Source organism: Pseudomonas sp. TE3552 (assembly GCF_056278945.1).
In genome coordinates, this window is sequence record NZ_JBWBQJ010000001.1 from 2,720,110 (window position 1) to 2,734,869 (window position 14,760).

Annotated in this window: 14 protein-coding genes; 8 read left to right on the top strand and 6 right to left on the bottom strand. The window is 59.9% G+C overall.

What is annotated here, in order from left to right; all coding sequences use genetic code 11:
• Positions 1-83 precede the first annotated feature (83 nt).
• Together ACZ9BB_RS11990 and ACZ9BB_RS11995 are read left to right on the top strand one after the other, a co-directional pair.
• Positions 84-1,733, top strand: coding sequence for a GMC family oxidoreductase (locus ACZ9BB_RS11990; protein WP_476213963.1), 1,650 nt, complete (start codon positions 84-86; stop codon positions 1,731-1,733).
• A gap of 152 nt (positions 1,734-1,885) precedes the next feature.
• Positions 1,886-3,508 (top strand): MFS transporter, encoded by a 1,623-nt coding sequence (locus tag ACZ9BB_RS11995; protein ID WP_476213964.1) that lies wholly within the window; start codon positions 1,886-1,888, stop codon positions 3,506-3,508.
• 254 nt (positions 3,509-3,762) lie between these two features.
• Here ACZ9BB_RS11995 and ACZ9BB_RS12000 read toward each other — a convergent pair whose 3' ends face one another.
• Positions 3,763-4,125, bottom strand: coding sequence for a DUF427 domain-containing protein (locus ACZ9BB_RS12000; protein ID WP_476213965.1), 363 nt, complete (start codon positions 4,123-4,125; stop codon positions 3,763-3,765).
• Between the two features lie 238 nt (positions 4,126-4,363).
• Here ACZ9BB_RS12000 and ACZ9BB_RS12005 point away from each other — a divergent pair, with 238 nt between their 5' ends.
• The 4 genes from ACZ9BB_RS12005 (at position 4,364) to ACZ9BB_RS12020 (ending at position 8,168) form a co-directional block, all read left to right on the top strand.
• Positions 4,364-6,313, top strand: a complete 1,950-nt coding sequence (locus tag ACZ9BB_RS12005) for a DNA topoisomerase III (RefSeq protein ID WP_476213966.1) — start codon at positions 4,364-4,366, stop codon at positions 6,311-6,313.
• 78 nt (positions 6,314-6,391) lie between these two features.
• Entirely contained in the window at positions 6,392-6,925 is a 534-nt protein-coding gene (locus ACZ9BB_RS12010; protein WP_476213967.1) for a GNAT family N-acetyltransferase, read from the top strand.
• 461 nt (positions 6,926-7,386) lie between these two features.
• Positions 7,387-7,716: a hypothetical protein gene (locus tag ACZ9BB_RS12015; RefSeq protein WP_476213968.1), complete on the top strand. Its 330-nt coding sequence runs from the start codon at positions 7,387-7,389 to the stop codon at positions 7,714-7,716.
• Between the two features lie 149 nt (positions 7,717-7,865).
• Entirely contained in the window at positions 7,866-8,168 is a 303-nt protein-coding gene (locus tag ACZ9BB_RS12020; protein WP_476213969.1) for a hypothetical protein, read from the top strand.
• A gap of 1 nt (position 8,169) precedes the next feature.
• Here the strand turns inward: ACZ9BB_RS12020 and cynR are convergent, their stop codons facing one another.
• Positions 8,170-9,054, bottom strand: a complete 885-nt coding sequence (gene cynR / locus ACZ9BB_RS12025) for a transcriptional regulator CynR (RefSeq protein ID WP_476213970.1) — start codon at positions 9,052-9,054, stop codon at positions 8,170-8,172.
• 119 nt (positions 9,055-9,173) lie between these two features.
• Between cynR and cynS the strand changes: the two genes are divergently transcribed.
• Both cynS and ACZ9BB_RS12035 read left to right on the top strand, forming a co-directional pair.
• Positions 9,174-9,641 (top strand): cyanase, encoded by a 468-nt coding sequence (gene cynS, locus ACZ9BB_RS12030; RefSeq protein WP_476213971.1) that lies wholly within the window; start codon positions 9,174-9,176, stop codon positions 9,639-9,641.
• Positions 9,642-9,717: 76 nt separating this feature from the next.
• A complete protein-coding gene (locus ACZ9BB_RS12035) occupies positions 9,718-10,377 on the top strand; it encodes a carbonic anhydrase (protein WP_476213972.1) in 660 nt (219 codons plus the stop codon).
• A 91-nt stretch (positions 10,378-10,468) separates the two neighbouring features.
• Here ACZ9BB_RS12035 and ACZ9BB_RS12040 read toward each other — a convergent pair whose 3' ends face one another.
• The 4 genes from ACZ9BB_RS12040 to glsB all read right to left on the bottom strand — a co-directional run bounded on the left by ACZ9BB_RS12040 (position 10,469) and on the right by glsB (position 14,730).
• A complete protein-coding gene (locus ACZ9BB_RS12040; RefSeq protein WP_008006780.1) occupies positions 10,469-10,810 on the bottom strand; it encodes a BON domain-containing protein in 342 nt (113 codons plus the stop codon).
• A gap of 219 nt (positions 10,811-11,029) precedes the next feature.
• Complete coding sequence (locus tag ACZ9BB_RS12045) at positions 11,030-12,532, bottom strand: aldehyde dehydrogenase family protein (protein ID WP_476213973.1); 1,503 nt, start codon at positions 12,530-12,532, stop codon at positions 11,030-11,032.
• Between the two features lie 83 nt (positions 12,533-12,615).
• Positions 12,616-13,734, bottom strand: a complete 1,119-nt coding sequence (locus tag ACZ9BB_RS12050) for a DUF3616 domain-containing protein (protein WP_476213974.1) — start codon at positions 13,732-13,734, stop codon at positions 12,616-12,618.
• Positions 13,735-13,821: 87 nt separating this feature from the next.
• Positions 13,822-14,730 (bottom strand): glutaminase B, encoded by a 909-nt coding sequence (gene glsB, locus ACZ9BB_RS12055; protein ID WP_476213975.1) that lies wholly within the window; start codon positions 14,728-14,730, stop codon positions 13,822-13,824.
• Positions 14,731-14,760 lie beyond the last annotated feature (30 nt).

The following is a 14,760-nucleotide window of genomic DNA, read 5'->3' on the forward strand; positions in this document are numbered from 1 at the left end:
CAGCTGCGCAAAAACTAACATTCTTTTGACGAAAGCTAACAACTAGGATGACCGACAACAAGAACAACAATACGAGGTCAGGGATGCAGACTTCCCTTGATGAATACGACTACATCGTGGTCGGCGCCGGGCCGGCCGGGTGTTTGCTGGCCAATCGACTCTCGGCCAACCCGCAAACCCGGGTGCTGCTGCTCGAAGCCGGTGGCCGCGACAACTACCCGTGGATTCACATCCCCGTGGGTTACCTGTTCTGCATCGGTAACCCGCGCACCGACTGGTGCTTCAAGACCGAAGCACAACCGGGCCTGCAAGGCCGCGCCCTGAGCTACCCGCGCGGCAAGGTACTCGGCGGCTGCTCCTCGATCAACGGCATGATCTACATGCGCGGCCAGGCCGGCGACTACGATGGCTGGGCGGCCGAGGGCAATCCCGGCTGGGGCTGGCAACACGTGCTGCCGCTGTTCAAACAGAGCGAAAACCATTTTGCCGGTGATTCGGAATTTCATGGCGCTGCCGGCGAATGGCGGATCGAGCGCCAGCGGCTGTCGTGGCCGATCCTCGACGCTTTCCGCACGGCGGCCGAGCAAAGCGGCATCGCCAGCATCGATGACTTCAACCAGGGCGACAACGAAGGCTGCGGCTATTTCCAGGTCAATCAGAAGGCCGGGGTACGCTGGAACGCAGCCAAGGCGTTTCTAAAGCCGATCCGCCAGCGCGCCAATCTCACCGTGCTGACCAACGTTGAAGTGGACCGCGTATTGCTGGAAAACGGCCGTGCATCGGCGGTCAGTGCGCGTTGGCAAGGCCAGGCGAAAACCTTCAAGGCGCGCAAGGAAATCGTCCTGTGTGCCGGTGCCGTCGGTTCACCGGGCATCCTCCAGCGCTCCGGCATCGGCCCTCGCCTGCTGCTGCAAAAACTGGGCATTGGCGTTGCCCATGAACTGCCCGGTGTTGGCGGCAACCTGCAGGATCACCTGCAACTGCGGCTGATCTACAAACTGGAAAACGCCCGCACCCTGAACCAGATCGCCGGCACGCTGTGGGGCAAGATGGGCATGGGCCTGCGTTATCTGTATGACCGCAGCGGCCCGTTGTCCATGGCGCCAAGCCAACTCGGCGCCTTCGCCCGTTCGGGGCCGGAACAGACCTCGGCGAACCTCGAATACCACGTGCAACCACTGTCGCTGGAGCGTTTCGGCGAGCCGCTGCACGCCTTCCCCGCCTTCACTGCATCGGTCTGCGATCTGCGCCCGCACAGCCGTGGCCGCATCGACATTCGCTCCGCCGACCCGCGGGAAGCGCCGCTGATTCAGCCCAACTACCTGAGCCATCCTGAAGACTTGCGAGTGGCGGCAGACGCCATCCGCCTGACCCGCCGCATCGTTCGCGCACCGGCCCTGCAAGCGTTCAAACCGGTGGAATACCTGCCCGGCGACAGCTTGCAGAGTGAAGAGCAATTACACGAAGCCGCCGCCCGGATCGGCACCACGATTTTCCACCCGGTAGGCACCTGCCGGATGGGCAACGATGCCGACGCGGTGGTCGACGCCGAGTTGCGCGTCCACGGTATCCCGGGGCTGCGCATCGCCGATGCCTCGATCATGCCGCGCATCACCTCGGGTAATACCTGTTCGCCTACGCTGATGATCGCCGAGAAAGCTGCGCAACTGATCCTTGCCACTACCGTAGGCAGCCCCCCTGTGGGATCGAGCCTGCTCGCGATGACGGTATGACATTCAACATTATTGTTGACTGATCCGCCGCCTTCGCGAGCAGGCTCGCTCCCACAAAGATTGCATTTGATTTGCGGATGTTGGATTTACCCCTGCAAGGAACACGCAACACCAGTGGAACAACAAAAACAATCACTGTGAGGGATATCGATATGTCAGAACACGTTCAGCCCCTGGAAGCCGTCCGCAGCGCGGGCACCAGTCAGGAAACCCAGAAAGTCATCTTCGCCTCGTCCCTGGGGACGGTGTTCGAGTGGTATGACTTTTTCCTCTACGGCGCCCTCGCGGCGGTGATCAGCAAGCAATTTTTTGCCGGGGTCAACGACACCACGGCGTTCATCTTCGCCCTGATGGCGTTTGCCGCTGGCTTCATCGTTCGGCCGTTCGGTGCGTTGGTGTTCGGACGGTTGGGGGACATGATCGGGCGTAAATACACGTTCCTCGCGACCATCGTCCTCATGGGCCTGGCAACCTTCTGTGTTGGTTTGCTGCCGACCTATGCGAGCATCGGCATCGCCGCACCGATCATCCTCGTGGTGTTGCGCATGCTTCAGGGCCTGGCGCTGGGCGGTGAATACGGCGGCGCTGCCACATACGTCGCCGAACACGCACCGATCGGCAAACGCGGTTTCCACACCAGCTGGATTCAATCCACCGCCACCCTCGGCTTGCTGCTGTCGCTACTGGTGGTGCTCGGCTGCCGTTACTTCACCGGTGACCAGTTCGAAGTCTGGGGCTGGCGCATTCCGTTCCTGTTTTCGATCGTGCTGCTGGGCATTTCCACCTGGATTCGCCTAAGCCTGCACGAGTCGCCTGCGTTCGTGAAAATGAAAGAGGAAGGCAAACTCTGCAAGTCGCCGCTGCGCGATTCCTTCGGCAAATGGGAAAACCTTAAAGTGGTGCTGATTGCCCTGTTCAGCATCAACGCCGGGCAAGCGGTGACCTTCTATGCCGCGCAGTTCTACGTGCTGTTCTTCCTCACCCAGTTCCTGAAAATGGACCCGGCCCTGGCCAACAGCCTGCTGATCGTCAGCGTGATCATCGGTGCGCCGTTCTTCATCTTCTTTGGCTGGCTGTCGGACAAGGTCGGACGCAAACCGGTGCTGATGATCGGCCTGCTACTGGCCACCGCGTTGTATTTCCCGATCTTCAAGACCCTGGCTCATTACGCCAACCCCGCAATCGACCTGGCCAGCCGCCAGGCACCGATCACCGTACTGGCCGACCCGGCCACCTGCACCTTCCAGTTCGACCCGGTGGGCAAGGCGAAATTTGATAGCCCGTGCGACAAGGTCAAAACCTTCCTGGTCAAACAGGGCCTGCCCTACAACAGCGAAGCAGCACCGGCCGGCAGTGGCGTGCAGGTGAGCGTCGGGGACGTGAAGCTCGATGGCTTTGACGAAGCGGCCCTGCGCGGCGCAGTAACCCTGGCCGGGTATCCGTCTAAAGCCGACATCCAGCTGATCAATAAACCGATGATCGTGGTGTTGATCGTCGCGCTGATCATCATCTCCGCCATGTGCTACGGCCCGCTGGCGGCGCTGATGGTCGAATTGTTCCCGACCCGTATCCGCTACACCTCGATGTCCCTGCCCTATCACATCGGTAACGGTTGGTTCGGCGGTTTCCTGCCGACGGTGTCGTTTGCCCTGGTGGTGTACACCGGGGACATTTTCTACGGGCTGTGGTACCCGGTGGTGATTACCGGGGTGAGCCTGGTGGTGGGGATGATGTGCTTGCGCGAGACCAAGAATGTGGATCTGGACAAGAACTGACGGCACGAACCTCTAGCCCAGGCTTACCTGTGGGAGCGGGCTTCCTGTGGCGAGGGAGCTTGCTCCCGCTCGACTGCGAAGCAGTCGCAAAACGAACACCATGCTCTATCTGAATCCCGCGCGTTGACAGTTTCGGGGCCGCTACGCGCCCCAGCGGGAGCAAGCTCCCTCGCCACAATGGTTCGCGAGACTCTGAATCTCTGTTAACTGGCTGACATCAGGCCAAGCCCCCTCACCACAATGCTTTCTGCACCTCAGGCATCAAGCACCTCAAAAGTGACCTCTTCAGGATAAAACGCCACATACCCGCGAATCTGCGCAACCGACACCTTGGGATGCTCATAACTCCACACCGCATTGGCGCCTTCATGTCCGGGGATTTGCAGGCTGAAATAACTGGCATCGCCCTTGTACGGGCAATAACTGGTGTGATCGGTGCGGGCGAAATACTGTTCGGCAATGTCTTCGCGGGGGATGTAGTACACCGGAGGATAATTGGCCTCATGCATGACCAGCGCCCGATCGGAGGACGCGACTTGAATGCCATGGAACTTCACCACTACGCAGCCGGGTTGAGGGGTGATGGCAATGGGATTACCGGGACTTGGGGCTTTCATGGAATAAGTTCCTCTATTGCCGTTGCGAAGTTGCGCAGCGACCCCAACCTCTAGTCGCGCGCCCCATCAGGTATACCTCATGTTTCGGCATCGCGACCGCTTCGCAGCCGAACGGGTGGATAGATCGCTGACATCAACCGCAACAGCTAAAGCTGTACATCCATACAGATAAAGATTGCTCCATCGCTCATCAACCGCCATCCTGTGCACCTCTCGGTCCTGAACGACGATGGTGGTTATGCGGCTGTACCTCTGTGAAAAACCTTCCCAGGCCAAAGACATCGCGGCCGTGCTCGGCGCCAAACGCCGGGGCGACGGCTGCTGGCTGGGAACGGACGTCACGGTGACCTGGTGCATCGGCCATCTGCTGGAAACCGCACCGCCGGATGCCTATGACGCGCGTTACAAGCGTTGGGTACTGGCGGATCTGCCGATCATTCCCGAAAAATGGAAAATGACCGTCAAGCCGCGCACGGCCAGCCAGTACAAAGCGGTCAAACGCCTGCTCGGCGAGGCCAGTGAACTGGTGATTGCCACCGACGCCGACCGTGAGGGCGAGATGATCGCCCGGGAACTGGTGGAACATTGTCGTTATCGCGGACCGATTCGGCGGCTGTGGTTGTCGGCACTGGACGATGCGTCGATCCGCAAGGCGTTGGCGGCGCTCAAGCCCGGGGCCGAGACGTTCAGCCTTTATCATTCGGCGTTGGGGCGCTCCCGGGCCGACTGGTTGATCGGGATGAACATGAGTCGGTTGTTCACCCTGCTGGGGCGTCAGTCCGGCTATCAGGGTGTATTGCCGGTCGGTCGGGTGCAGACGCCGACCCTGCGGCTGGTGGTGGATCGCGACCGCAGCATTGCCGATTTCGTCCCGGTGGCGTACTGGGCGATTGACGTGCAACTGCTGCACGATGGCACGGCATTCATGGCCCAATGGCGTGCGGCATCGGACGCCTGCGACGATCAGGATCGCTGCCTGAATCAGGCGCTGGCCCAACAGGCGGCTGCGGCCATTGGCGGTGCGGCGAGCGCCCGGGTGATCAAACTGCGCACCGAACGCATGCGCGAAGTCGCGCCGCTGCCATTCGACCTGGGTACCTTGCAGGAAGTCTGCTCGAAAAAGCTCGGGCTCGGTGCTCAGGAAACCCTCGACATCGCCCAGGCCCTGTATGAAACCCATAAAGTCATCACCTACCCGCGCAGCGACTGCGGATACCTGCCGCTGAGCCAGCACAGCGAAGCCCCGGGTATTCTTGCCGCGCTGAGGCAGGCCGATCCGGCCCTGAATGCCTTGCACGATTATCTGGAACCCCAGCGCCGCTCACGGGCCTGGAACGATGCCAAGGTCAGCGCTCACCACGGCATCATTCCGACGGCGGCAGCGAAAAACCTCGACCGACTGGTGGGCAAGCAACGGGCGGTCTACACCCTGATTCGTGCACGCTACCTGGCGCAGTTCCTGCCCAACCATGAATACGATCGGACTCAGGCCGACTTCGACTGCGCCGGTGAAGCCTTGCGCGCCGTGGGCAAACAGATTGTCGAGCCCGGCTGGAAACGCGCCCTGCCCGAAGCCCTTGCGCCTGCCAAGGGTCGCGAAGCACCCGCGCCGCAAACACTGCCGGCATTGGCTGAAGGGTGTGAGTGCGCGGTGGCCGACGTGAAGCTCAAGGACCTCTGGACCCAGCCACCCAAGCCGTTCACTGAAGGCGATCTGATCAAGGCGATGAAGAATGTCGCTAAACTGGTGGAAGACCCGCTGCTCAAGCAAAAGCTCAAGGACACCACCGGCATCGGCACCGAAGCCACACGTGCCTCGATCATCCAGGGCCTGCTGGACCGCGGTTATCTGGTCAAGAACGGCAAGGCCCTCGCCGCGACGCCGGCAGCGTTCAGCCTGATCGATGCCGTGCCGCGAGCGATTGCCGACCCCGGCACCACGGCGATCTGGGAACAGGCGCTGGACATGGTGCAGAGCGGTGAAATGAGCCTGGAAGAATTCGTCACCAAACAGGCGGCGTGGATGAGCAAGCAAGTGGCCCGTTGCGCCGGCCTGAACCTGACCATCAGCGGGCCGGCAAGCCCCGCCGGGCGTGGCGCCACACCGTGGAAAAACAAACGCAAACCCGCTAAACGCAAGCCTTCGACCGGCACCAAACGGGCGGCAAAACCGACGGGCAAGGCTTGAGGGCACTTGCAACGAATCGAAACCTGTAGGAGCTGCGGCGCATCAGGCAACAGCCCTGCTTTTTCAGAAGGTACGACCATGTCGACAATCAGGAGCCAGCCCTCGATAGAACTGCACGCCGCCCAGCGCGACGAACTGGAAACCATCGAAAACCTGATGCAGTTCTATACGTACGATTTCAGCGAATGGTTGCCGTTGAAACTGGGTGAACATGGCTTCTTCAACACCCAGCCCAAGCTGGACTACTGGCGAAACCCGGCAACCCGGCCATTTCTGATCAGGGTCGACGGTGAGCTGGCGGGATTCGTGACCGTGGATGACGAAACCCATCTACACGGCGCGCAACACAACATCGGCTATTTTTTTGTCAGTCGGCGCTTTCGTGGCCAAGGCGTCGCGAAGTTTGTCGTCTCTGCCCTCTTGAGCCGATTCCCCGGTCAATGGCAGATTTTCCACATCGATGCCAACCAGCCTGCACGGCGGTTCTGGGCCAAGGTGATACCCGATCTCACGGGCTCAGCATTCACCGTGCATCAGCTGCCAGTGGACGGCCACCCCTGCACCTTTTACCGCTTCTCTAATTCCAAAAGCACTTTGTCCGACAATATGTAGTGACTAAAAATAATCACTACAAAACCGTTGACGCCTCCGATTTGCCCTTGCATGATGCAGACGTCTCCCCGATCGGGAGACAGGCAACACGTTTGAGCAAGTTCGTCTGACCGCCGAGCTGTTTTTCCCGGATACACGCTGCCCACAAGGCAGATTGAAGAAGCTGACCTGGCCTGAACGTCCAGTACAAGGACGAGAAGCGCTGGCGATCAATCCTCATGAAGCTTGTGGCCGACCCTGAAAACGTTGGCAGTGGCCTCCAGGTTTTCGCTGCTTCTCTCGTTGTGACGCTATTGCGTAGCAGTTATTCAACACGACTACATGCAACAGACGCGGGCCCCCGTCCTATTGACGGTCGACCGCTGACGTCCTGGTTTCGGTGCCAGGGATCAACTAACCGATGGGCTACCTGTATTAGCGAATCAACTTTGAAAGATCACCAAATGGTCAAGGGGGTTACAATGAATCTGAACAATCAACCTACTATCGATGAACTGGCTCGCTTGTTCGCTGCGCAAAAAGACAGCCATGACAACCATATTCTGTGGATCAGCAAATCGGGCCAGGTTCATATTGACTGCCTGTCGCCCCATGCCCATGAAGAAGAGTTCGACAAGAACAACCAGAACCTGCTCGCCCGACTGAAGATGTACCGTCGCGGCCAGGGCTATGTTGGCAAGAAAGCCGCGGCCGACAAGGACTTCATTGGCAATGTGCTGCAAACGCTGAAACAGACGTGGGCATCGATGCAGAACCAGAACGAAGTTCGGGTGATTGATCGGTTGTACTGATATCCCCACTCAAAAAAGGCCCCGCTCGTTTTATCGAGCGGGGCCTTTTTTGTTTGTCGCGTATGCACCTCTAACCTTGCACCGAGTCAAAAGAACAGGGCTATGGTTAACAGAACGCTGGACATCGGTTTATCCACTGGAGGCCTGCGATGAAAACAATCCTGACATTCATGCTACTGGCATTGGCGGGGGCAGTTCATGCGAACAGTGTTCCTGGTGTTCCCGCCTTCGATGTGGACTGCCCCGGGAAAATCATGGTCCACGCCGACCAGGATGGCCCGGTCATGATCAACAGCAAAGAAGCCCAGACCAAAATGATCAACGATCGCCTTTTCGAGGCCAAGGGCCCGGATGTGACGATCTCGATCAGCATCGCCGATGACGACTCGGTCGCCGTGACCTATACCACCAAGAAAGGCGGCAATGGCATCTGCCAGTCCGTGGATGATTGATCTACACATTGGCGCTGCTGGCCATCACCAGGTTCGCGAACGCCATCGACGCGGCACTGTGATAATTGTTTTTCCTGCGCAGCAGCGCCGCGTCGCGCCGGGGTGCTTCGCCCTGTAATTCAATCCTGCGCAATGCCCGTTCCGCCGTGGCGATGGGTTCCGGGAGAATGGTGGCCATCGGCGTGTGGCGAATGACCTCCAACAGCGTACTCACCGAGTTGACCTCGATCGCCACCTTGGGCGTGATGTTCTGTTGCCGAAAATAGCCGTCGATGGCAGATCGGGTGATGAAGTCCGGCGTCAGCAACGCGAACTCCAGCTGCGCCACTTCCTTTGGCGATAGCGGGTTCTGGCGCTCGTACAACGGATGATTGTGCCCGACCATGATGCCCAGGGTTTCGACAAACGCCGGCAGGCACTCGATGTCGGGGCTCCTCACGGGTGTAAAGGCAATGGCGATGTCCAGCGAGTCATCGAGCAACCCCGCTTCGATGTCATCCATCGATAACTCGAAAATCTGCAGGTGGATGTTTGGAAACTTCGCCGCATAGTCGCGCACCAGTGGCCCCACCAGATACGCCATGAACGTTGGCGTCATAGCCAGTCGCAACGTGCCGCGAGACAAATCTTTCACGTCATGCAGCGCGCGTTGCCCCGCTTCAAGCTCCACCAGCACCCGCCGGGCGCATTCGATATAGGCCTGCCCCGCGTCGGTCGGCTTGACCGTGCGCGAGGTGCGGTCGAACAGGCTGACACCCAGCGTGTCCTCCAGTTGCCGGATCTGCTGGGACAGCGTCGGTTGAGAGACGTGCAACACCTCAGCCGCGCGGGTGAAGCCGCCGTGGTCGGCGACCGCCAGCAAGTAGCGCAAATGTCGGAGCAGCATGAGAGACACCATCTATAGGCAGGACTTATGCGAAGCATTGTATATCGGTCTTGGACGCTATGAGTCATTCGACCGAAGATGGCTGCACTTTCCAGCCACACACCGATAGGAGTCACACCATGCAACAGTCCCACGCTTACCAGGACCCAAGTCTGGCCCTGACCACTTCGATCCTTGATGCCAAGGCGCGAAAAAATCTGTCCTGGCAGGACCTGACAGACGGCACCGGCCTGGGTCTGGCCTACGTCACCGCCGCCCTGCTCGGCCAGCATCCGCTGCCGGAAGCCGCCGCCAGGGTGGTTGGCGAAAAACTCGAACTGGACGCCGACACCGTGGCCCGCCTGCAAATCATCCCGCTGCGCGGCAGCCTCTCGGGAATCCCGACCGACCCGACCATCTACCGCTTCTATGAAATGATCCAGATCTACGGCACTACGCTCAAAGCCCTGGTTCACGAGCAATTCGGCGACGGCATCATCAGCGCGATCAACTTCAAGCTGGATCTGAAAAAGGTCGAAGATCCCGAAGGCGGTTCTCGCGCAGTGATTACCCTGGACGGCAAGTTCCTGCCATTGCGTCCGTTCTAAAACAGCCCCGGCCCGCACCAACTGGCCACGCGACAGCTACAGGACTGTTTCCCAACTCATACATGAGGACGCAATCATGAAAGCGCTCATCGACGGTTTATTGAAGTTCCAGAAGGAAGCCTTCCCGCAACGTACCGATCTGTTCAAACACCTGGCCACCACCCAGCATCCCGGCACCTTGTTCATCACCTGTTCCGACAGCCGCGTGGTGCCGGAACTGCTGACCCAGCAAGAGCCCGGCGAATTGTTCGTGGTGCGCAATGCCGGCAACATCGTGCCCTCATACAGTCCGCATCCTGGCGGTGTATCGGCCACGGTGGAATATGCGGTCGCGGTATTGGGGGTGACGGACATCGTGATCTGCGGGCATTCGGATTGTGGCGCCATGACCGCCATTGCCCAGTGCACATGCATGGATCACCTGCCCGCCGTCAGTGGCTGGTTGCAACACGCCGAGTCGGCCAGGGTGATCAACGAATCCCGACCTCACGCCAACGACGCGGCAAAAGTAAGTTCGATGGTCCGGGAAAATGTCATCGCGCAGCTGGCGAATATCCAAACCCACCCAAGCGTGCGCCTGGCCCAGGAAAAAGGCCTGCTGAACCTGCATGGTTGGGTTTATGACATCGAGACCGGCTTCGTCGATGCGCTGGATGCCAGCCGTCGCAACTTCGTGTCGCTGGCCGAGCATCCGGACACCTGTGCCGTTTATGGCAAAGCGGTCGAAGCTGCCTGAAGGCTTGGCGCAGCGTTACAAAATGGGCAGGCACGCGACTGCGCCCGCCCTTCGCTGCGAAGCAGGCACGACACTCACAAGATCGCCCTGGTCATTTGTCGTCTGACGAGGGTGGCCGACGCTCAGTGGTCTCTTCGGCATTCGGTGCTTCTGGAGAATGTCCTGGGGTGAACACGTGAGTGAGCAATTCGCTGGCATCAATGTTGACGACACCAGGCACCGAACGAGCCAGAGCAACAGCCTGCTCACACTGCCTGTGGGTGTTGACACGACCGCTCAATGCCACCGTGCCCGCATGGGTTTTGACATGGACATTCAGGCCTAGGGTGGTTTCGGCTAATGCCAGGGCCGACTTCACCCGGGCGGTAGTCCAAGTGTCGTGAACGACCGTTTCAAGACCATGAGAATAATGTTGAAAGGAATGAAGTTTCATGGCGCAACCCTCCCTGACGTAATCAGATGCGCTGTCCGTCCCCACGCAGACACGGACACACATTAAGTATAGTGCGTGCCATTGCCTACGGTCGGAGGGCTGCCCCTGATCCTGGAGCGAGGCTTGCCCGCGAAGAATGCACCGCGTTTTTTTCAGGTATAACGCGTCATCGTTCTTCGCGGGCAAGCCACGCTCCTACAGGTTTGCGCGGCTTACACCTCAGCGTTTGACCGACAGACTCGTCTGGGTCATACGGCTACGGATCGTGAACACGCCATCACCGGAGAGAATCGCGCTACGTGCAAACAGACGGCCACTCTCCCAGTTCGAAAGCCCCAGTTCCGGCTTGTTCAGCGCGTACTGCCCGTCGACCCAACGGGTAATCCCGTTGCCGACAAAAGGCGCGTTGACCGCGCTGTAGAAACGCTCCTGGGCCTGGGCATCTTCACTGATCAGCGACACGGTGAATTGCGGGCTGTAGCGATTGAACAAGGCAATGGCCTGGTCCAGGTCGTCGACGATCTTCAGGCTGACTTCCGGGGTTTCTTCCCATTCCCATTCGCGCCCCAATTGCTCCTCGGGCAGCGGTTCGGCCATCGCTTCGGTCTGATAGCCTTCGGCGCGGTACACCTCGACGCTCGCGGTCTGCCAATCGGCCGGCAAACAGGCCTCGCTGCCCTCGACGATATGCAACTTGCAGCCCTGACCACGTGCGGTGCCGGCCTGTTGCAGTGCCTGCAGAAACAGCGGCACCAGTTCGGCGGCGCGGTCGCGCTGGATCAGGCAAACGTTCAAGGTGTTGCAGACTTTGCGGTCCAGCGAATTGCGCACCACGGCGGCAAAGCGCTGGGCATCGGCGTCTTTGTCGGCGATCAGCCAGGCGCCACCGGTACCGTGCAGGCTGACGGCGGTGCCGGCCTGTTGGGCGATGCTGCCCAACTGACTGACCGCACGCCCCGAACCACGGGCCACGGCCAACGACAAACGGCGGTCGGCGAACATCGCCCAGCCGGCCGCGTGATTGACACTTTCGACCAGCGACACCGCGCCACTCGGCAACCCGGCGTCGGCCAGTGCCGGATTCAATGCATGGGTGACGATGGCCTGGGCGGTGCCCAATGCATCGCTGCCAATGCGCAGCACGGCAGTGTTACCGGTGCGCAATACACCGGCGGCGTCGGCAAAGACATTCGGCCGACCTTCGAACACAAAGGCGACTATGCCCAGCGGCGCGACCACTTGCTCGACTTTCCAGCCGTCGTGCTCGACGCAGCTCGCGACCTTGCCGCGGGTGGCCGGTGCATCGCGCCAGGCCCGCAGGCCAGCGATCATGTCGCCGCGCATGCGCTCATCGGCCAGCAACCGTGTGGTGGAACGCCCGCGCGCCTTGGCCCGCTCGATGTCGGCCAGGTTGGCGGCCGCAATCAAGGCCCAGCATTCCGGGGTTTCCAGGCGTTGTGCAAAGCGATCGAAGAATTCGCTGATGGCTTGATCCGAAACGCTGGACATCGCGGCGAACGCCGTTTCGGCGCGCTCGATGGCGACCATCGCCGCTTGCTGGTCCGCCACCGGGATCAACAACAACTCGCCGCTGACCTGCTCCACCAGCAGATGGTCGCCGGGCTGAAAGCGCGCCGCCAGTTCGGGGCTGACGACAGTGACACGATTACCGGCAAAAGGGATCGGCGTGCCAGCGACTAGACGTTCGAGCGCAAGAGACATGAAACGGTTTCACCATGCAGAGGGGCGGCCAGAAAATGTATAGGAAAATCCGTGGAGCGTCATTCACCGGGACGCGGTGGCGGTTACTTTTTCGCAAGTCGAAATACATCTTGCTCCAGGCGATTGCTCCCCTGTTTGCGCCACGCGGCGTTCGCGTCATAGACCACCAGCAGCAAGGGCTCTTCTACGCCCTCGGTGCCTATAAAGGTCATCCCTTCGGCATGATCGCAGCCTTTATCTTCTCCTTGCCCGTAAGGAACCTCCAGGACCGACGTCAATTGTTCGCTGAAAACGAAACCTTCATCTGCTGGCCTGGCGCCGTCGCGCCATCGAAATACAGTGACGGGCCCGTCGAGGTCCATCGTCGGTCCAGCCAGGATCAACATATCGTCACCATCGAGGCATAAGTCCCTGACGCCGAGTCCATTCAGCTGGAAAAAATGCTTTCGATACTTCCGCCCACCCGGCCCGATTTTCTTCAGCCTCAGTGTGTGAGCAACCTTGGGATGGTCTTCGGGTTCGACCTCCAGAATGATTGCCCATCCCCGCAGCACAGGCCCTCGCAACCCGATAAAAACACGCTTGCCGTTGACCTCAAGGCCTTCGGTATCGAACCCGTTGTCCTTGCCAGGGATGTGCAGAAATGCCCCCACATGCTCGTCGTCCTTGAGTTCATCGAGCAATTCGTTACCCAGTTGATTACCGGCCAATTGGGCGGCGACTCGACCATCGCTAACGGTGCTCTTTACCAAAGTGAACGTCCCGTTTTCTTCAACCACCGGAATCCGGGCCAGGAGAAAACGATTGCCATCACGACTGACAGTTGCCAAACGCTCGGCGTTTTTCTTCCAGGACTTGGTGCTATCGGGTTTTTTCCGTTTCAGGCTGTGAGACCCCACAATCCAGAGATACCCCGTGTCGCGGTCGTAACTCATGCCTTCCAGGTCTGCCTCAACGAATTCTTCGCCAATCGTCGGGATGACCGGCAGCGCCAACAGGGACGCCAGCGGGAACTGTTTGTGCTGGTCAAATAGAAACTCGCCCGCACCGACGCGCTCACGCAAGGTGAAGCGCTCCAGGCTCAAGGATTCATCATTGGCGACCCACAGGGTGTCGCCTATCTGGACCACGGCAGACAACCCTTTGCGCAAATGAGTGTCCGGGTCATTGAAGACTAGAAGCGCGGAACCGAAATTCACCATGAAGTCACCCGCCCCTCACCCGTTCGGGTGAGTCAAAGAATGCCTGCTTCACGGTAGCGGTCATCGAGCGCTAGTCAAGAAATGCCATCAGAACACCGACCAGCCGATCCGCTGACTCAACAACTCCAGCGCCGCCATGCCGGCGAGGGAGTTGCCGGCGGTGTTCAATTCCGGGGACCAGACGCACACCGTGAATTGCCCCGGCACCACCGCGACGATTCCCCCGCCCACGCCGCTCTTGCCCGGCAGACCGACGCGATAGGCAAAGTTGCCCGCTTCGTCGTATAGCCCGCTGGTGGCCATGATCGAGTTGACTTGCTGGGTCTGGCGGGGGCTGAGGATCTGTTCGCCGCTGTGTTTGCAAAAACCGTCGTTGGCCAAAAAGCAGAACGCCCGGGCCAGGTCCACGCAACTCATGCGCAGTGCGCAATGGCTGAAGTAGCTGCGCAGCACGGCTTCGACGTCGTTATGGAAGTTACCGAACGACTGCATCAGATACGCCATGGCCGCGTTGCGCGCGCGGTGCTGGTATTCGGACTCGGCGACCTTGCCGTCGACCAGGACATTGGGGTTGCCGGACAAGCGCCGGACAAAATCGCGCATCGATAACGCCGGCGCGGCAAAACGTGACTGGTTGATGTCGCAGATTACCAGCGCACCGGCGTTGATGAAGGGATTGCGCGGGCGCCCACGTTCGAATTCCAGCTGCACCAGCGAGTTAAACGGCTGGCCGGACGGCTCGTGGCCCAAGCGTTCCCAAATGGCTTCGCCGGAATGCTCGATGGCCTGCACCAGGCTGAATACTTTGGAAATACTCTGCACCGAGAACGGCGTGTCGGCGTCTCCCGCGCAGAACAGCTCGCCGTCGTTGCCATACACGGCAATGCCCAACTGGTTGGCCGGCACAGTGCCGAGGGCAGGAATGTAGTCAGCCACTTTGCCCTGACCGATCAACGGTCGGACTGCGTCAAGGATCTCGTTCAACAGCGCTTGCATGCCGGGTTCCGAAGTCTCGCCCCATGGGAT